Annotated in this window: 13 protein-coding genes and 1 pseudogene; 9 read left to right on the top strand and 5 right to left on the bottom strand. The window is 71.7% G+C overall.

Annotation, left to right across the window (positions count from 1 at the left end; translation table 11 throughout):
• Positions 1–341: 341 nt before the first annotated feature.
• Together ACWF94_RS01140 and ACWF94_RS01135 are read left to right on the top strand one after the other, a co-directional pair.
• Entirely contained in the window at positions 342–1406 is a 1065-nt protein-coding gene (locus tag ACWF94_RS01140) for a S1 family peptidase (protein WP_453483468.1), read from the top strand.
• A 223-nt stretch (positions 1407–1629) separates the two neighbouring features.
• A pseudogene (locus tag ACWF94_RS01135) lies at positions 1630–2358 on the top strand (MerR family transcriptional regulator); the annotation flags it as partial.
• Between the two features lie 384 nt (positions 2359–2742).
• Here the strand turns inward: ACWF94_RS01135 and ACWF94_RS01130 are convergent.
• The 3 genes from ACWF94_RS01130 to ACWF94_RS01120 all read right to left on the bottom strand — a co-directional run bounded on the left by ACWF94_RS01130 (position 2743) and on the right by ACWF94_RS01120 (position 7470).
• Entirely contained in the window at positions 2743–4920 is a 2178-nt protein-coding gene (locus tag ACWF94_RS01130; RefSeq protein WP_453483466.1) for a 3-hydroxyacyl-CoA dehydrogenase NAD-binding domain-containing protein, read from the bottom strand.
• Between the two features lie 116 nt (positions 4921–5036).
• Positions 5037–6251: an acetyl-CoA C-acetyltransferase gene (locus ACWF94_RS01125; RefSeq protein ID WP_453483464.1), complete on the bottom strand. Its 1215-nt coding sequence runs from the start codon at positions 6249–6251 to the stop codon at positions 5037–5039.
• Positions 6252–6321: 70 nt separating this feature from the next.
• The gene (locus ACWF94_RS01120) at positions 6322–7470 is read right to left on the bottom strand and encodes a CaiB/BaiF CoA transferase family protein (RefSeq protein ID WP_453483463.1); all 1149 of its coding nucleotides are present in this window, start codon (positions 7468–7470) and stop codon (positions 6322–6324) included.
• A gap of 253 nt (positions 7471–7723) precedes the next feature.
• Here ACWF94_RS01120 and ACWF94_RS01115 point away from each other — a divergent pair, with 253 nt between their 5' ends.
• Complete coding sequence (locus ACWF94_RS01115; RefSeq protein ID WP_453483461.1) at positions 7724–8923, top strand: saccharopine dehydrogenase family protein; 1200 nt, start codon at positions 7724–7726, stop codon at positions 8921–8923.
• Positions 8924–9203: 280 nt separating this feature from the next.
• Here ACWF94_RS01115 and ACWF94_RS01110 read toward each other — a convergent pair whose 3' ends face one another.
• Positions 9204–10289, bottom strand: a complete 1086-nt coding sequence (locus ACWF94_RS01110) for a WD40/YVTN/BNR-like repeat-containing protein (protein ID WP_453483460.1) — start codon at positions 10287–10289, stop codon at positions 9204–9206.
• 206 nt (positions 10290–10495) lie between these two features.
• Here ACWF94_RS01110 and ACWF94_RS01105 point away from each other — a divergent pair, with 206 nt between their 5' ends.
• Together ACWF94_RS01105 and ACWF94_RS01100 are read left to right on the top strand one after the other, a co-directional pair.
• A complete protein-coding gene (locus tag ACWF94_RS01105) occupies positions 10496–10909 on the top strand; it encodes a (4Fe-4S)-binding protein (RefSeq protein WP_453483458.1) in 414 nt (137 codons plus the stop codon).
• A 209-nt stretch (positions 10910–11118) separates the two neighbouring features.
• Positions 11119–11535: an SsgA family sporulation/cell division regulator gene (locus ACWF94_RS01100; protein WP_453483457.1), complete on the top strand. Its 417-nt coding sequence runs from the start codon at positions 11119–11121 to the stop codon at positions 11533–11535.
• A gap of 24 nt (positions 11536–11559) precedes the next feature.
• Here the strand turns inward: ACWF94_RS01100 and ACWF94_RS01095 are convergent, their stop codons facing one another.
• Positions 11560–12228 (bottom strand): GOLPH3/VPS74 family protein, encoded by a 669-nt coding sequence (locus ACWF94_RS01095; protein ID WP_453483455.1) that lies wholly within the window; start codon positions 12226–12228, stop codon positions 11560–11562.
• A gap of 308 nt (positions 12229–12536) precedes the next feature.
• On the opposite strand from ACWF94_RS01095, the gene ACWF94_RS01090 reads away from it, so the two are divergent.
• The 4 genes from ACWF94_RS01090 to ACWF94_RS01075 all read left to right on the top strand — a co-directional run bounded on the left by ACWF94_RS01090 (position 12537) and on the right by ACWF94_RS01075 (position 18680).
• Positions 12537–14201, top strand: a complete 1665-nt coding sequence (locus ACWF94_RS01090; RefSeq protein WP_453483453.1) for an ABC-F family ATP-binding cassette domain-containing protein — start codon at positions 12537–12539, stop codon at positions 14199–14201.
• 150 nt (positions 14202–14351) lie between these two features.
• Positions 14352–16628 (top strand): ATP-binding cassette domain-containing protein, encoded by a 2277-nt coding sequence (locus ACWF94_RS01085; protein WP_453483451.1) that lies wholly within the window; start codon positions 14352–14354, stop codon positions 16626–16628.
• Positions 16629–16780: 152 nt separating this feature from the next.
• Complete coding sequence (gene ddaH, locus ACWF94_RS01080) at positions 16781–17557, top strand: dimethylargininase (protein WP_453483450.1); 777 nt, start codon at positions 16781–16783, stop codon at positions 17555–17557.
• A 148-nt stretch (positions 17558–17705) separates the two neighbouring features.
• A complete protein-coding gene (locus ACWF94_RS01075; protein ID WP_453483448.1) occupies positions 17706–18680 on the top strand; it encodes an acyl-ACP desaturase in 975 nt (324 codons plus the stop codon).
• Positions 18681–18741: the final 61 nt, after the last annotated feature.

Below are 18741 nucleotides of genomic sequence, written 5' to 3'. Positions count from 1 at the left end.
GCCCCGTCTCACCTCACCGGCCGTACCGGCGGGCGTGGGTGGGCACTGCACCCGGATGGCGGTGGTTCCGCGCCACCGGTGTCCGCGCGCGGTCCGGGCGGCGCGGCGGTCCGGGCTGACGGGGACTCAGGCGTGGGCCCGGTCTCGGGGACGTACGGCCTGGAAGGGGGGACGGCACGGGCCTGACGGTCCGTGAGTGAGCGGTACTCCGAAGGGCTTACGCGCCCACCCCCCCGCCGGAACACGACCGGACCGGGGCGGCGGGCGCCGGGGCGCCGGTCGGCACACACTGCTGCTCAAGCAGTCCCCCCACCGGACATCCGTACAAGGAGAAGCCCCCCATGAGACGCACGCTTCACGCGCGCATCGGCCTCGCCGTGCTGCTCACCCTGCCCACCATCGCGATGGGCGCGTCCAGCGCCTCGGCGGAACCGGAGCCCTCGCCCGGGGTGACGGTGTCGCCGACCCAGTACACACTCGCCGCCGAACTCGAACGGACCCTCGGCGACGACCACTCGGCCGGTTCCTATCTCGATTCCGCCACCGGTGAGCTGGTCGTCGCCGTCACCGACGAGTCCTCGGCCGAGAAGGTACGCGAGGCGGGCGCCCGCGCCAAGGTCGTCAAGCGCAGCACGGCCGACCTCCGGGCCGTCATGGCCGTCCTGGAGGAGCGGGCGAAGATCGCGGGCACCTCCTGGGGCATCGACCCGCGGGCGAACCAGATCGCCGTCGAGGCGGACAGCACGGTCACCGGGGCCTCGCTGACGACTCTGAACACCGTGGCCAAGGGGCTCGGCGAGGCCGTACGGACCGCGCGGGTCCCCGGTGTGTTCACCAAGGAACTCGCGGGCGGGGATGCCATCTACAGCAGCGGATACCGCTGTTCGGCCGCGTTCAACGTGGCGAAGGACGGGGTCCGCTCCTTCCTGACGGCCGGGCACTGCACCAATATCGGGGCCAGCTGGTCGACCAGCAACGGTGGCCCCGAGGTCGGCACCCGCGAGGGCACCAGCTTCCCGACCAACGACTACGGCATCGTGCGTTACACCGACAACTCCCAGCCCGATGGCTCCGTCAACCTCTACAACGGCACGTTCCAGGACATCTCGGCCGCCGCGGACGCGGTCGTCGGACAGGCCATCCAGAAGAGCGGCTCCACGACCGGGCTGACCAGCGGTTCCGTCACCGCCGTCGACGTGACCGTGAACTACGCCGACGGCCCGGTCTCCCAGCTGGTGCGCACGACCGCGTGTTCGGCCGGCGGCGACAGCGGCGGCGCGCACTTCGCGGGTTCCACCGCGCTCGGCATCCACTCCGGCAGCTCGGGCTGCAGCGGCACCAACGGCTCGGCGCTCCACCAGCCGGTGAGCGAGGCGCTCAGCGTGTACGGGGTGGCCGTGTACTGACGCGTCCGGGCGTGCCCCTGGGCTGTTTCCGGGGGCACGCCCGGTGCCGGACCCTTCCCCGGGTCGCCCCCGGCCGCCCCAGGCACCGGGCCCCGGCACCGCGCCCCGGCCCCCGCGACCCGGAACCGGGCGCCCTCCCGCCTCTTTCACCACACTGGTGAGACAGCAATACTGTTGCACCGCAGAATGGTCTGAGGCGGGCGGCGGGAAGTGAGGCGCGAGGATGGCGACCGGGACCGGAGAGCCGACGCTCACCGTGGACGAGTTGGCCGCGCGGGCGGGCGTGACCGTGCGGACGATTCGCTTCTACAGCACCCGGGGACTGCTGCCGCCGCCGGTGATCGGCCCCCGCCGGGTGGGGCACTACGGACCGGATCATCTGTCCCGGCTGGCTCTCATCGAGGAGCTTCAGCACCAGGGGATGACGCTCTCCGCGATCGAACGCTATCTGGAACAGCTCCCGGAGGATCTGAGCGCGCACGATCTCGCCATCCACCGGGCGCTGGTGGCCGGCTGGGCGCCCGACTCCGCCGAGGAGGTGGCCGGGACCGAGCTGGAGCGCCGGGCCGGGCGGGCGCTGGGCGAGGAGGACATCGACCGGCTCACGGCGATGGGGGTGCTGCGGCGGGCGGGCGGGCCGGGTGTGTACCGGGTGGATCCGGGGCTGCTGCGGCTGGGGGTGCAGCTGCTGGATGTGCCCATCGCGTACGAGACGATCCTGGCCGCCCGTACGGTACTGGCCGAGCACACCCGCTCGGCGGCGTACGAGCTGACCCGGCTCTTCCGGGACCAGGTGTGGAAGCCGTACCGGGAAGCGGAGACAGACCCGGAGCGGGTGGCGGCGATGCGGTCGCTGTCGGCCGCTCATATGCAGCCGATGGTGGTGCAGGTCCTGGTCACCGCCTTCCAGCGGTCGCTTAAGGAAGAGCTGCGGGCCGCCTTCCGAGCCGATGAGGCACCGGAGCAGGGCCCCGGCCGGGCGGACGCGGAGCGGGGCGGGGCCCCGGAACCGCAGCCGGAGCGGGACCCGGCCCCTGAGGGGGACCTGGAGCCGGAGCAGGGCGGGGACCCGGAGCCGGAGCGGGAACCCGGCCCCTGAGCGGGGCGCGGCCCCTGCGCGGGGCGCGGACCGCGCTCACCGCCCCGGGCCCGGCCGCTGGTCGAGCCCGGTGATCGAGCCCGGCGATCGGTTCCGTCGGGCCCGGTCCCCACCGGGCACGGTCCCCGCCGGTGACCGGGCCCGGCCACCGATCAGTCCCGCCACCGATCAGTCCCCGGCACTGACCGGTCCCCGCCCGGACCGGGCTCCGACCGTCCGTCGCTCCCCGCCGTCGGCTCAGTCCCCGTCGGTGAACCGTTCGCCCCGCTCGGCCTTGGCCACCAGCAGTGCGGGCGGCTCGAACCTGGTGCCGTACCGCGCGGCCAGTTCCCGGGCCCGTGCCGTGAAGCCGGGCAGACCGCCCTCGTAGCCGTTGATGTACTGGAGCACTCCCCCGGTCCACGCCGGGAATCCGATGCCCATGATCGAGCCGATGTTGGCGTCGGCGACCGAGGTCAGTACCTTCTCCTCCAGGCAGCGCACCGATTCCAGCGCCTCGGAGAACAGCATCCGCTCCTTCATATCGGCGAACGGCACGGCCGCGTCCGGCCGGGTGAAGTGCTCACGCACCCCCGGCCACAGCCCGGTCCGCTTGCCGTCCTCGCCGTACTCGTAGAATCCGGCACCGCCGCTGCGGCCCGGGCGCCCGAACTCGTCCACCATCCGGTCGACGACCCCGTCCGCCGGGTGCCCGGTCCAGCTTCCGCCGGCCGCCTCGACCGCGTGCCGGGTCTCGTCGCGGATCCGGCGGTGCAGGGTGAGGGTCAGCTCGTCCATCAGCGAGAGCACCTTCGCCGGGTAGCCGGCCTGGGCGGCGGCCTGCTCGACGGAGGCCGGGTCGGCACCCTCACCGACCATCGCCACCCCCTCGCTGATGAACTGCCCGATGACACGGGAGGTGAAGAAGCCGCGGGAGTCATTGACCACGATCGGCGTCTTGCTGATCTGCCGGACCAGATCGAAGGCGCGGGCCAGCGCCTCGTCGCCGGTACGCCCGCCCTTGACGATCTCGACCAGCGGCATCCTGTCGACGGGCGAGAAGAAGTGCAGTCCGACGAAGTCAGCGGGCCGCGCCACCCCCTCGGCGAGCAGGGTGATCGGCAGGGTGGAGGTGTTGGAGCACAGCAGCGCGCCGGGCGCGACGATGTCCTGGATCTCCTCGAACACCTTCTGCTTGAGGGCGGGGTCCTCGAAGACGGCCTCGATCACGGCGTCGCACCCGGCGAGATCGGCGGGGTCGGCCGTCGGGGTGATCCGGGCCAGCAGGGCGTCCCGCTTCTCCTCGGTCGTACGGCCCTTGGCCGGGGCCCTGCCGAGCAGCTTCTCGGAGTACGCCTTGCCGCGCCGCGCCGCCTCATCGGAGACATCCTTGAGGACGACGTCGATCCCGGCGCGCGCGCAGGAGTACGCGATACCCGCGCCCATCATCCCGGCGCCGAGGACGGCGACTCTGCGGACGGGGCGGGGCTCGACCCCGGCGGGGCGGCCGGCGCCGGAGTTGACGGCCTGGCGGTCGAAGAAGAACGCCTGGATCATGTTCTTGGCGATCGGGCCCGTGACCAGTTCGGTGAAGTACCGCGCCTCGATGACCTCCGCGTTCTCGAAGTCGACCTGGGAGCCCTCGACGGCCGCCGCGAGGATGCTGCGCGGTGCCGGGCAGGGCGCGCCCGCCGTCTGCTTCCGCAGATTGGCGGGGAACGCGGGGAGGTCGGCGGCGAACCGCGGGCTGGCCGGGGTGCCGCCGGGGATCCGGTAGCCCTTGGTGTCCCAGGGCTGTGCGGACTCCGGGTTGGCGTCGATGAAGGCGCGGGCCTTCACCAGCATCTCGTCGGGGGTGGCGGCGACCTCATGGACGAGGCCGTTCTCCAGAGCGCGCGCCGGCGAGTACCGGGTGCCCTGGAGCAGCAGCTTGAGCAGGGCGTCCGCGATCCCGAGGAGCCGTACGGAACGGGTGATTCCGCCGCCACCGGGCAGCAGTCCGAGGGTGACCTCCGGCAGCCCGATCCTGGAGCCCGGGGCGTCGAGGGCGACGCGGTGATGGCAGGCGAGGGCGATCTCGTAGCCGCCGCCGAGCGCCGCGCCGTTGATCGCGGCGACGACCGGCCTGCCGAGGGTCTCGATCCGGCGCAGGGAGCGCTTGATGTCCATTCCGCCGTCGAAGGCCCGCTGGGCGTGCTCGGGGCGCAGCCCGATCATGTCCTTGAGGTCGCCGCCCGCGAAGAAGGTCCGCTTGGCCGAGGTGATGACGATGCCCCGGATGGAGTCCTGCTCGGCCTCGGCCCGGTCGGCGACCGCCCTGAGGGAGTCGCCGAACGCCTGGTTCATGGTGTTCACGGACTGGTCGGGGTCATCGAGGACGAGTGTGACGACTCCGGTGTCGTCCTGTTCCCAGCGGATGGTGGTGCTCTCGGTCATGGTCCGGTCTCCAGGAGGTCGTGGTGGTGCCGCGGCAGCGGCGGTGGTACGGATCGGGCGCACGGGCGCCGCCGGTCGATCGGGCGCACGGGCGCGGCCGGTCGTTCCGCGCGGCCCTACACGCGCTCGATCACCGTCGCGATCCCCATCCCGCCCCCGACGCACAGCGTCGCGAGGCCGTACCGCTTGTCCTGGCGCTCCAGTTCGTCGACGAGAGTCCCGAGGATCATGGCGCCGGTCGCGCCGAGGGGATGCCCCAGGGCGATCGCCCCGCCATTGACATTGATCTTCTCCAGGGGGAGGCCGAGGTCGCGGGCGAAACGCAGCACCACAGCGGCGAACGCCTCGTTGATCTCCACCAGGTCGATCTCCTCGATCGTCAGTCCGGCGCGGCCGAGGGCCTTCCGGGTGGCGGGGGCGGGTCCGGTGAGCATGATGGTCGGATCCGAGCCGGAGACTGCGGCGGAGACGATCCGGGCGCGCGGGGTGAGCCCGTAGCGTTCCCCGGTCTCCTTCGAGCCGATCGCGACGAGGGCCGCGCCGTCCACGATGCCGGAGGAGTTGCCCGCGTGGTGGACATGGTCGATCTTCTCGATCCAGTGGTACTTCTGGAGCGCGACGGCATCGAACCCGCCGACGTCACCGATGCCCGCGAAGGACGGTTTGAGGGCGGCGAGGGAATCGGCCGTGGTGCCGGGGCGCAGGTGCTCGTCGCGGTCGAGGACGACCAGTCCGCTGCGGTCGCGCACGGGGACCACGGAGCGGTCGAAGCGGCCGTCCTTCCACGCCGCGGCGGCCCGCTCCTGGGAGAGCGCGGCGTACTCGTCGACATCGCGGCGGCTGAAGCCCTCCATCGTGGCGATCAGATCGGCGCCGATGCCCTGAGGGGCGAAGCCGACGGAGAAGTTGGTCATCGGGTCGGCGAACCAGGCACCGCCGTCGGAGCCCATCGGCACCCGGGACATCGATTCGACGCCCCCGGCGAGCACCAGGTCCTCCCACCCGGAACGGATCTTCATCGCCGCCATGTTGACGGCCTCCAGACCCGACGCACAGAAGCGGTTCTCCTGTACTCCGGCGACCGTGTCGGGCAGTCCGGCGGCGAGCGCGGCGATCCGGGCGATATCGGAACCCTGGTCGCCGACCGGGCTGACGACACCGAGCACGATGTCGTCGATCGCGGCGGGGTCGAGCCCGGGGAACCGGCCGCGGATCTCCTGGATCAGTCCGACGACCAGGTCGATCGGCTTGGTGGCGTGCAGGGCGCCACTGGCCTTGCCCCGGCCGCGCGGGGTGCGGATCGCGTCGTACACATACGCTTCGGTGGTCACAACGACAGCCTTTCTGGGATGGGGAACGGGTCGGCGAGGTGCCGTGCGCGGTGCCGTGCGCGGGCCGGGCTCATGGTGTGCCGTCCCCGGCGCGCGGCGGCAGCCCCCAGTCGCGGGCGACCCCGGCACTGTCCGCGCCCGGCAGGGCGGGGCCGGAACGCACGGCACCGGGGGTGGCGGAGAACCGGGGCGCGGGCCCCGGCTGGGTGATCCCGCCGTGATCGACAAAGGTGGCGCGGGCGGCGAGGTGGGGGTGCGCGGGGGCCTCCCTCAGGGAGAGCACCGGCGCCACACAGGCGTCGGAGCCCTCGAAGACGGCGGTCCACTGCGCGCGCGTCCGGGTCCGGAAGCGGTCGGCGACCGCGGTGCGCAGTTCGCTCCAGCGGTCGAAGTCCTTGCGGGCCGGGGCCTGGCCGGCGATGCCGAGCAACCGGATGAACTCGTCGTAGAACCGCTGCTCCAGCGCCCCGACCGCCATGTACTCGCCGTCGGCGGTCTCGTAGCAGCCGTAGAAGGGGCAGCCGCCGTCGAGCAGATTGGCACCGCGCCGGTCCTGCCAGCCGCCGGCCGCCATCATGCCGTGGATCATCGTGGCGAGATGGGCGGCGCCGTCGACGATGGCCGCGTCCACGACCTGCCCCTGGCCGTGCTCGCTGCGCGCGTGCTGGAGGGCGGCGAGGACGCCGATCACCAGATAGAGCGAGCCGCCCGCGTAGTCGCCGACGAGGTTGGCGGGGACGACGGGCGGGCCGCCGGACTCACCGATCATGCCGAGGGTGCCGGTGACGGCGATGTACCCGATGTCGTGCCCGGCGCGGTCGGCGAGCGGCCCTTCCTGGCCCCAGCCGGTCATCCGCCCGTACACCAGGCGCGGATTGCGGGCGAGGCACTCCTCGGGGCCGACGCCGAGGCGTTCGGCGACCCCGGGGCGGTAGCCCTCGATGAGGATGTCGGCGCGCTCGGCGAGATCGAGGACCCGCGCGGGCCCGTCACCGGCCTTCAGATCGATCAGTACGGAGCGTTTGTTGCGGTTGGTGAGGTCGTACGCGGGGTCGATCGCGAGCCCGGAGCCGCCGGGCCGGTCCACTCGGACCACATCGGCGCCGAGATCGGCCAGCGTCATGGCGGCGAAGGGGCCGGGTCCGATGCCCGCGAGTTCCACCACCCGCACCCCGCTGAGCGGGCCGTTTCCTGTCGCTGCCGTCACGGTCGCCGCCATGGATTCCCCAGTCTCTGCGCTGACACATTCGATATGACACATCTGATGTAACACCAACGATGGTATGAACGTGCTTCAGTACTGACAAGGCCCTCGGCCGGGCGGGCGCCGGGATTCACCGGAAGCCGGGCGCGCGCTCGCGTTTTCCCGGGCGCGTCGGCGCGCTAACCTCGGCGCCGACGGCGGCACAGGTGCGCAGGTTCGCAGGTGCACCCGTACACGGCGGCAACCCGACGCAAGAGGCAGGGAGCCAGTGGACAGCGAGGACGTGACCGGTGGCGCGGAGCGCCCGTACGACATCGTGCTCTTCGGCGCGACGGGGTTCACCGGGGAGCTGATCGCCCGATACCTCGCGGCGCACGCGCCCGAAGGGTGCCGCTGGGCGATCGCGGGGCGCAGCCCCGGGAAGCTGGCTGACCTGCGCGAACGGCTCACCTCGGCACATCCGGGCTGTGCGGATCTGCCGCTGATCGAGGCACGGGCCGACGATCCGGCCGCGGCGGCCCTGCTCGCCCGCTCGGCGCGGGTGGTCGCGACGGCGGTCGGCCCCTACCTCTGGTACGGCGAGGCGCTGGTCGCCGCCTGCGCGGATGCCGGGACCGACTACCTCGATCTGGCCGGTGAGCCGGAGTTCGTGGATCTGATGTACGTACGCCATGACGCACGGGCCCGGGAGACGGGGGCCCGGATGTTGCACGCCTGCGGCTTCAACTCCGTACCGCACGATCTGGGGGCGTACTTCACCGTCCAGCGGCTGCCCGAGGGTGTTCCGCTGAACGTGGACGGTTTCGTGTCCGCCGGAGCGGCGTTCTCGGGCGGCACCCTCGCCGCCGCCCTCAACTCGATGAGCCGGGGCGAGCAGGCACTGCGGGCGGCACGCCGGCGGCGGCTGCACGAACCCCGGCTGGTGGGGCGGCGGGCGCGGGCTCCGATCGGCGGGCCCCGCTTCAGCCGGGAGACCGGCGCCTGGGCCCTGCCGCTGCCCCTGATCGACGGACAGATCATCGCCCGTTCGGCGAGCGCCCTGCCCCGGTACGGCCCCGACTTCCGCTATCGGCACTACGCGGCGGTCACCTCCCTGCCGAGGGCGGTCGGCGGGGTGGCGGCCATCGGCGCGCTGCTGGGTGCCGCCCAACTGCCCGCCGCCCGGCGCCGGCTCTCCGACCGGCTCAAGCCGGGCGACGGACCCGGTGAGCAGCGCCGGGCGAAGAACTGGTTCTCACTGCGGTACGTGGGCGAGGGCGGCGGCCGGCGGGTGTACACGGAGGTCTCGGGCGGCGATCCGTCCTACGACGAGACCGCGAAGATCTTCGCCGAGACCGCGCTGTGCCTGGCCTTCGACCGGCTGCCCGACACCTCCGGGCAGCTCACCACCGCTGTCGCGATGGGCGACGCGCTGCTGTCCCGGCTCCAGGCCGCGGGCATCCGCTTCCGGGTGGCGGCGGAACGCTGAGGCTCCGGACCCGACTCCCCCCGTACGACCCGGGCCAGCCAGCAACTCTTCCTGCACGGCAAGGGCCGCGTGACTGTCGGCGGGCCGGCCGGCTTCCCGTGCGGTGCCAGGTGATCGCCCCTGTGGCCCGGGGTCCGTCCTCAAACACCGGACGGGCTTGATTCCACAACCAGCCGCGCTGTCCGTCGGCTGACGCGCACCCCTGCGGGGTGTCCGCGAACGCCGGACGGGCTGAGTACACCCGGAGGGGCTGAGTACACCCGGGGGTGGATCGGGGTTCTCAGTGCCGGAACTCCAGGCGTGCCACCCGTCCCTTCTCGCCGGAGGCCCAGCACCCGGTGTCGGGGGCGCAGTCGACGGTGTCGTACGAGCCGGTGTCGACGGTCCGCCAGGTTCGGCCGCCGTCGACGGTCAGATCGGTGCCGGTCGGCCCGACCGCGAGCGCGGCGGACGAGTGGCGCGGCAGCCAGGTGACACCGGAGCGGTAGGCGGGCGGCGGTGTCGTGGCTCCCCGCCAGGTACGGCCGCCGTCCCGGCTGAGGGCCCCGGCGCGGGGCGAGGGCTGACCGGTGCGGTAGTCGCCGCCGACGGCGATGCCGTGCCGGCGGTCGCGGAAGGCGAGTGCGAAGACGCCGCGCGCGGGGTCGCCCGCCGGGATGGCCGAATCGGCGGCGGTCCAGTTCAGCCCCCGGTCGGCGGAGTGCAGCACCTGGGCGGTGGGGCCGCCGCCGGTCGCCAGCCAGACGTCCTTCGGCCCGGCGCTCACCAGGCACTGGCCACCGGCGGCGAACCCCGCGTCGCCCGGCCGGGCGGCGGGCATCCCGGCGGCGGGCAGCACCCGCCAGGACTTTCCGCCGTCGCGGGTCGACAGGATGCGGAACCGGCCGTCCACCGGGTCGCTCATGGCGAGGCCGTGCCGGCTGTCGAAGAAGGTGACGCAGTCGTAGAACGCCCTCGCATCGGTGTTGCGGAACGTCTCGGTCCAGGTGGCTCCGCCGTCCGTGGTGCGCAGCAGGCGGGACGCCTCGCCCTCGCCGATGGCCAGCACCACCGCCCGGCGGGAGCCGAACGCCTCGATGTCGCGGAACTCCAGCGCCCCGGCCCCGGGCGGTGAGACGTTCCGCCAGGTGCGGCCGGCATCCGTGGTGCGCAGGACGGTCCCCTTGGAGCCCGCCACCCATGCGGTCGTACGGCTGACGGCGGCGAGCCCCCGCAGCCGTACGTCCGTACCGGCCGCCTTAAGGCTCCAGACCGGACCGCTCCACTCCGGGTGCCCGGTCGCCCACGCGGTCTCCGGGTGCCCGGCCGCCCGCGCCGGGGCCGCGAGCACAGCGGCCACCGCCGCCACACACAGCCCTAGGGTCACCGCACGCCTCGTTCTCCCCGGCTTCCCCCGCTGCCCCGGCCTCCCCCGCTGTCCTGACCTCCCCGTCTGCCCTGACCTCCCCGGCTGCCCTGTTTGCCTCGTCCGCCCCGTGTTTCGCATGGCCGTCGTCATGGCGCTGGAAGCTAGCCCACCGTCCGGACCCCGTCCAGGGTGCGATTCCGGGCAGCCATTTCTAGGCTGAATCCATGTCCCAGCCCCAGAAACCCAAGGAGTACCCGGGCCGGGAGATCACCGTCACCTTCGAGGCACGGCGCTGTCTGCATGCGGCGGAGTGCGTGGGCGGTCTCCCGGAGACCTTCGATCTGGAGCGCAGGCCGTGGGTCTCGCCGGACGGCTCCCCGGCCGGCCGGGTCGCCGAGGTCGTCCGCCGCTGTCCGTCCGGCGCGCTGCGCTACCGGTACACCGACGGCGGCACGGAGCAGCCCGACCGGCCGACGACCGTCGTCACCACCGCCGCCGGCCAGTTGGTGGTGCGCGGCGATCTCGCCGTCCGCACCGGGAGCGGCGTCCGCCGGGAGACCCGGGTGACGCTGTGCGGCTGCGGCGCGACCGGGAACCGTCCGTACTGCGACCACTCGGGCCGCTGTGCCGAACTGTGACGCGTCCGCCGGACGGTGGCGGCCGTGTCGACCCGGCCCGCGCCGGAGGAAGCCCGGCCGTCCGGCCCGACCCGGCCCGGGCGGGACGCGTCTGCCCGCCCGTACCACACCCGCGGTGACACAACTCACCCACTCCCCGAATGCACTCCGCGCCCCGTTCAGCCGTCTTCCCTGGTGTCAGGGAGGCGTCGGCCGCGCGAAGGAGCACCTTGTCCACTGTCATAGAGCAGCCCGTACAAGCCCGGCTTGTCGCGCCGGCACCCCGGATGGAAACCGTCCCGGCGACCCTGCGGTACGACCGCGAGGACCCCTTCGCCGTACGGATGGACTTCCCGGCCCCGGCGACGCTGGAGGGCACCGATATCTCCTGGGCGTTCGGGCGCGAGCTGCTGGTCACGGGCGTCGACGAACCGGCCGGGGTCGGTGACGTACGGGTGCGGCCGTACGGCTACGACCGTACGGTGATGGAGTTCCGCGCCCCTGAGGGCGTCGCCGTGCTGCATGTCCGCACCAGCGAGCTGCGCCGGTTTCTGAAGCGCGCGCTGGGGGTGGTCCCCGCCGGACGCGAGTATCTGTATCTCGACCTCGACCAGAATCTGACCGAGCTGCTGCGCGACGCCGCCTGACGGCGCGGACCGAACCGGTGGGCGTCAGGTGCCGCCCGACGCCGACGCTCCGGCGGCCGATGCCATGACCACCGCGACGACCGCCGCCCGCACCTCCTGGATCACCTTCTTCAGCGCCGGGGCCGCCGCGCCGCTGCGCGCGGTCAGGGCCTCGATCCTGGCCTTGTAGGCCCTGCGCTCCCTGGCGGTGGCGAAGGTGCGCAGCTCGGCGGCGGCGGCGAGGGCGACGAACGCCGCGTCCCGCTCGGCGGTCTCCGCTACCGGTGTCGACCCGGTGAGCACGGCCCGCGCCTCCGCGCGCAGCGACACGACCGCGCCGGGCCGCTCCAGGTCGTACCGCGTCCTGGCGAACAGCCCGCTGCTCGCGCGCAGATAGCCGGTCTCGGCGAGCTGGGCGCGGACGGCGTCCAGGGTGTACGACGAGCGGTAGGTCACCCAGTTCTTCCACTTACGGGGGCGGGATTCCTCGATCAGCTCCAGCAGCCGGTCGAGCACCGGGTCGCCGGTGCGGGCGTCCGGGAGCGGCCGTGCGTAACCGTCCTCGTCGCTGAGCAGTCCGCGCTGGGCCAGCTCCGTGAGCGCCCCGGCCCGGACGAGATCGGCGAGATGGGTGGTGCCGGTGACCTTCATCCGGTCGGTGTCCCAGGCCAGCAGATAGAGCCGGGCGGCGAGTGCGAACATTCCATCAGGCATGGTCGGACCCCCTCGGTGCGCACAGGTGATGATCATGATATTCGTTGACACCGTCCATTCCGTCGTCGTACGGTGTATGGCGGTTCTGTTGTCGTCGATAGGAGAAGGACGTTGCTCGTCTGAGGTCTTGGGACACCGTGCGACACCGCCCTTCCGGCGGGTGCGCAGCGCGTGCGACCTCGGCATCCGAGCCGTCCTCCCCGACCGGGCCGTTCTTCCGGACTTCCCCAGTCTTCCCGTCGGCACTCGTACGTATCCCGGTGTCTCACCTGTTGCCCTGATCCCTTCCATGCAACCGGGAGACCCATTTGTCCAGCTCTTCCACCCATGTCATCTGTACCTCCCTCACCTTCGTCTGGCCGGACGGCAGCAAGGTCTTCGACGGCTTCCAGCTCGCGGTCGGTCCGGGCAGAACGGGGCTCATCGGTCTCAACGGCTCGGGAAAGTCGACCCTGCTGAAGCTGATCGCCGGAGAGCTTCCGCCCGCCGACGGCTCGGTCCGCACCACGGGCGACGTCGGATATCTGCCGCAGAACGTGGTGCTCGACACCGCGCTGCGGGTCGATGACGTCCTGGGCATCGCCGCCACCCGGGCCGCGCTGCACGCGATCGAGGCGGGCGATCCCGGCGAGGAGCACTTCACGGCCGTGGGCGACGACTGGGACGTCGAGGAGCGGGCGCTCGCCACCCTCGCGCAGCTCGGTCTCGGCCATATCGGGCTCGACCGCACCATCGGTGAGGTGTCCGGCGGTGAGGGCGTGCTGCTGCGGCTCGCCGCGCTGCTGCTGGCCCGGCCGGATGTGCTGCTGCTCGATGAGCCGACGAACAATCTCGATCTGTACGCACGGCAGCGGCTGTACGACGCCATCGCGACCTGGTCCGGGGTGATGGTCGTGGTCAGCCATGACCGTGAACTGCTGGATCTGGTCGACCAGATCGCCGAGCTGCGCGAAGGGGAGGTCACCTGGTACGGCGGCAACTTCTCCGCGTACGAGGAGGCGCTCGCCGTCGAGCAGGAGGCCGCCGAGCGCATGCTCCGGGTGGCCGAGGCGGATGTGCACCGGCAGAAGCGCGAGCTGGCCGACGCCCAGGTCAAACTGGCCCGCCGCAAGCGGTACGGACAGAAGATGAACGACTCCAAACGCGAGCCGAAGATCGTCATGAACGCGCGCAAGCGGGCCGCCCAGGAGTCGGCGGGCAAGCACCGCATCATGCACACCGAGCGGCTCGCGGAGGCGAAGGAGCGGCTCGGCGAAGCGGCGGCGGCGGTCCGCGGCGACGACGAGATCCGTATCGAGCTGCCGTACACCACGGTTCACCCGGGCCGCGGCGTCCTGCGGCTGAGCGAACTGCGGCTGCGCCACGGGCCGGAGCTGAAGGGAGAGTTCGAGGTGCGCGGCCCGGAGCGGATCGCGCTGGTCGGCCGCAACGGCGCGGGCAAGACGACCCTGCTGCGCACCATCGCCGGTGAGCTGGAGCCGGTCGGCGGCGAGGCGGTGGCGGAGGTTCCGCTGCGCTTCCTGCCACAGCGGCTCGATGTGCTCGACGGCGGGCTGAGCGTGCTGGAGAACGTGGCCCGGTTCGCTCCCGAGGCGACCAACAACCGCATCAGGGCGCAGCTCGCCCGGTTCCTCTTCCGGGGCGCGCGGGCCGATCAGCCGGCCGGGACCCTCTCGGGCGGTGAGCGGTTCCGGGCGACGCTGGCCGCACTGCTGCTGGCCGAGCCGGCACCTCGGCTGCTGATGCTGGACGAGCCGACCAACAATCTGGACATGTCGAGTGTGCGCAGGCTGACGGCGGCACTCGACGCGTACGAGGGGGCGCTGATCGTGGCGAGCCACGATGTGCCCTTCCTGGAGTCGATCGGCATCACGCGCTGGCTGCTGCTGGACGGCGGACTTCATGACGTCGGCGTGGAGGAGGTGCGGGAGGGGACGCTGCGGCTGCCGGACCCGCAGCCCGGGGAAGGCTGACCCGCCCGGGGACAGCTGACAGCCTGGGCGGACCGACAGCGCGGGCAGGCCGCCCCGGCGCCCGGGAACGACCCGAGCGGTGCGACCGGCCCCGGAGCCGACCGTAAATCCCGACAGAGGATGTCTGGATTCACGATTAGCTTCGGGGCCATGGTCCAGAACATCGTCATCGCCGGTGCGCGGGAGAACAACCTCCAGGACGTCACCCTCACCATCCCCAAGAACCGGATCACCGTCTTCACCGGGGTCTCCGGCTCCGGCAAGTCGTCCATCGTCTTCGACACCATCGCCGTCGAATCGCAGCGCCAGCTGAACGAGACCTTCACCTGGTTCATCAGAAACCGGCTGCCGAAGTACGAGCGCCCCCACGCCGACGAGATCGACGAGCTGTCGGTGGCGATCGTGGTCGACCAGAAGGCGATCGGCGGCAATGTCCGCTCCACGGTCGGCACGATGACGGACATCAACTCGGTGCTCCGGGTGCTGTTCTCCCGCCATGGGGCACCGAGCGCCGGGTCGGCGACCGCGTACTCCTTCAACGACCCCACCGGAATGTGCACGGAGTGCGACGGGGTGGGCAAGACGGTCCGGCTCGACGTCGAACGGGCGGTGGACCGGTCCAGGTCGCTCAATGAGGGGGCGCTGCTGCTCCCCGGGCTCTCGGTGGGCGGCTGGGAGTGGAAGCTGTACGCGGAGTCGGGGCGGTTCGACCCGGACAAGCCGCTGCGCGACTTCACCGCGGAGGAGCGCGAGCTGCTGCTGTACGGGTCGGACTTCACGGTCCGCATGGAGATGAAGGCCGGCTCGTTCGACATGCGGTTCGAGGGGGTCGTCAACCGGTTCACCCGGCTGTTCCTCAAGCGCGACATCGGCACCCTCTCGGAGAAGCGCCGGGAGGCGGCGCAGCGCTTCGTGACGCAGCAGCCCTGCGAGGCGTGCGGCGGGGCCCGGCTGAACGGGGCCGCGCTCGCCACCCGTATCGACGGACTGGGCATCGCCGACTACACCCGGATGGAGGTCGCCGATCTGGTGGAGGTGCTCGAACGGATCGATGACCCGGTGGCCACCCCGATCGCGGCGGCGGCGCGGCAACGGCTGGAGCGGCTGGTGGGGATCGGGCTCGGCTATCTCTCGCTGGACCGGGAGACCACCACCCTGTCGGGCGGCGAGGGGCAGCGGCTGAAGATGGTGCGCCATCTGGGCAGCTCGCTGACCGGGCTCACCTTCATCTTCGACGAGCCGAGCGTGGGTCTGCATCCGCGCGATGTGGGACGGCTGAACGATCTGCTGGTACGGCTGCGCGACCGGGGCAACACGGTGCTGGTGGTCGAACACGACCCGGATGTGATGGCGATCGCGGACCATGTGGTCGACATGGGCCCGGGGGCGGGCCGGGACGGCGGGCGGGTGGTCTACGAGGGCCCGGTGGAGCGGCTGCGCACGGTGGACACCCTCACCGGGCGGTGCCTGCGCCGCCGTACCCCGCTGAAGGAGTCGTTCCGCTCCCCCGCCGACTGGCTGCCGGTGACCGGGGCGGAGCTGCACAACCTCAAGGGCATCGACGTACGGTTCCCCACCGGGGTGCTGACCGCGGTGACCGGGGTCGCGGGCTCCGGGAAGTCCACGCTGGTGTCGAAGGTGTTCACGGCCGCGCACCCGGAGGCGATCGTGATCGACCAGGGGGCGATCACCGCGTCCACCCGGTCGACACCGGCCTCCTACCTCGGGGTGATGGACACGATCCGCAAGCTCTTCGCCAAGGAGAACGGCGTATCGCCCGGTCTCTTCAGCTTCAACTCCACGGGCGCGTGCCAGGAGTGCGCCGGGCGGGGGGTCATCTACACCGATCTCGCCTTCATGGACCCGGTGACGACGACCTGCCAGGTGTGCGAGGGACGTCGATTTCACGACGATGTGCTGCGCCACCGGGTGGCGGGCCGGTCCATCGTGGACGTCCTGGAGATGACGGCGGCGCAGGCGGCGGAGTTCATCGACGACCCGGCGCTGCGCCGGAGGCTGGGCGCCCTCAATGACGTCGGGCTGACCTATCTGGCCCTGGGGCAGCCGCTGAGTTCGCTGTCCGGCGGCGAGCGCCAGCGGCTCAAACTCGCCACCCAGTTGCACCGTACGGGAAGTGTGTACGTCCTCGACGAGCCGACCACAGGACTGCACATGGCCGATGTGGACACCCTGGTCACGCTGCTGGACCGGCTGGTGGACGCGGGGAACTCGGTGATCTGCGTCGAGCACAACATGGATGTGGTCAAGCGGGCGGACTGGGTGGTCGACCTGGGGCCCGACGGTGGCAAGCACGGCGGGGAACTGGTCTTCGAGGGCACTCCGGAGCAGTTGCTTGAGCACCATAAATCCTTCACGGCGCAGTTTCTGCGCCGTGACCTCGGGATGGACGACGGCACCTCCGGCTGACACTCCCCCGGGTCGGTGGAGCCGCCGGAGCGGCAGGGGCCATGGTGACTTTCGGGACAGCCGGCAGGGGTGCGGCACCGGGGGATTCCTTGGCCCCGGTGCGCCGGGACATGATGGGCGTCACCGGACCCGACCACTCTGGAGAAGTCCTCGTGCCCAGCAGGAAAGCACTGATCCGCCGCCCCAGCCCGCGCCTCGCGGAAGGGCTGGTCACCCATGTCGAACGCACCCCCGTCGACGCGGATCTGGCGCTCGCGCAGTGGGAGGCGTACGCCGGGACCCTGCGGGCGCACGGCTGGGAGACCGTGGAGGCCGAACCGGCCGACGAATGCCCGGACGGTGTCTTCGTCGAGGACACCGTGGTCGTGTTCCGCAATGTCGCCCTGATCACCCGCCCGGGAGCGGCGTCCCGCAGGCCCGAGACCGTCACCGTCGAGGAGAGCCTCGCCCGGCTGGGCTGCTCGGTGAACTGGGTGTGGGAGCCGGGGACCCTGGAGGGCGGCGATGTGCTCAGGGTCGGCGACACGCTGTACGTGGGGCGCGGCGGCCGGACCAACGCGGCCGGGGTCCAGCAGCTGCGCGCGGTATTCGAGCCGCTGGGGGCGCGGGTGGTGGCCGTGCCGGTGAGCAAGGTGCTGCATCTGAAGTCGGCCGTCACCGCGCTGCCGGACACCACCGTCATCGGCTATCCGCCGCTGGTCGAGATCCCGACCGTCTTCCCGAGCCATCTGCCGGTGCCGGAGGAGTCCGGCGCCCATGTGGTCCTGCTCGGCGACGGCAAGCTGCTGATGGCGGCGAGCGCGCCGAAGACCGCGGAACTGTTCTCGGATCTCGGCTATCACCCGGTTCCGGTGGACATCGGCGAGTTCGAGAAGCTCGAAGGGTGCGTGACCTGCCTCTCGGTCCGGCTGCGGGAACTGCACGCATAGGGCGCCCGAACCCTGTCCGACCTGGTGACATAACGGTACGTAGCCGGACGCACCCGTGACCGGCTTGGCCGGGGGCTTATCGCGCCCTTAACCTACGGTCTCGTAACCTACGAGTCCGTAGGTAACTCTCCCGTCCCCAGGAGCATCCGTGAGCATCACCTCTCCCCACCTCGGCAGTTCGGAAGCGTGGACCGACGCCCGACTGCTGTACGCGCTGGAGGAGGTCGTGGAGAAGGAACTCAACCGTCATCTCAAGGTCGCCAAGGACTGGATGCCGCACGAGTACGTCCCGTTCTCCGACGGGCGCAACTTCCCCGGCATCTTCGAGGACGGCGAGGCATGGGAGCAGGGACAGTCCAAGGTCACCGACATAGGACGCATCGCCCTCGTGGTCAATCTGCTGACCGAGGACAATCTGCCCAGTTACCACCACGAGATCGCCAGCCTCTTCGGCCGCGACGGTGCCTGGGGCACCTGGGTGCACCGCTGGACCGCCGAGGAGGGCAGGCACGGCATCGTGATGCGCGACTACCTCCTCACCTCCCGTGCCGTCGACCCGGACCAGCTCGAACAGTTCCGGATGGCGCACATGGCGGAGGGCTTCGAGTCCGACAACCGGCACTCGATGCTGCACTCAGTGGCGTACGTCGCCTTCCAGGAGCTGGCCACCCGGGTCTCGCACCGCAACACCGGCCATCAGTCGGGCGACCCCGTATGCGACCGGATGCTCGCGCGGATCGCGACGGACGAGAACCTGCACATGGTCTTCTACCGGAATCTGCTGAACGCGGCCTTCGAGCTGGCCCCGGATCTGACGATGCAGTCCGTCCGCGATGTCGTCGTCGGCTTCCGGATGCCGGGCCACGGGATGCCCGGCTTCGAGCGGGCCGCCGCGCAGATGGCGATCGGTGAGATCTACAACATGCGCATCCACCACGACGACGTCCTCTCCCCCGTTCTGCGCTTCCTGAAGGTGCTGGAGATCGAGGGCCTGGGTCCGGACGGACTCAAGGCACAGGAGGAGCTGGGGCTCTATATGAACGGCCTGGACTCCGAGGCCGCCAAGTTCGACGAGAAGCTCGCCGCCCGCAAGGCCCGGATGGCGGCCCGGGCGGCCCGCTGACCTCCCGGTTCCGGCTGCCCGGCCCCAGTCCGGCCGACGCGCCCCCGGTGGGTCCGCCCTC

Source organism: Streptomyces sp. NPDC055078, assembly GCF_053607985.1.
The sequence above is the reverse complement of the archived record's forward strand: the minus strand, read 5'-3'. Positions and strand labels throughout refer to the sequence as shown.

Excerpts from the sequence above, each read along its gene's own strand:
- ACWF94_RS01140 (WP_453483468.1), top strand. The coding sequence starts at position 342 with ATGAGACGCACGCTTCACGCGCGCATCGGCCTCGCCGTGCTGCTCACC.
- ACWF94_RS01130 (WP_453483466.1), bottom strand. The coding sequence starts at position 4,920 with ATGACCGAGAGCACCACCATCCGCTGGGAACAGGACGACACCGGAGTC.
- ACWF94_RS01120 (WP_453483463.1), bottom strand. The coding sequence starts at position 7,470 with ATGGCGGCGACCGTGACGGCAGCGACAGGAAACGGCCCGCTCAGCGGG.
- ACWF94_RS01105 (WP_453483458.1), top strand. The coding sequence starts at position 10,496 with ATGTCCCAGCCCCAGAAACCCAAGGAGTACCCGGGCCGGGAGATCACC.
- ACWF94_RS01095 (WP_453483455.1), bottom strand. The coding sequence starts at position 12,228 with ATGCCTGATGGAATGTTCGCACTCGCCGCCCGGCTCTATCTGCTGGCC.
- ACWF94_RS01085 (WP_453483451.1), top strand. The coding sequence starts at position 14,352 with ATGGTCCAGAACATCGTCATCGCCGGTGCGCGGGAGAACAACCTCCAG.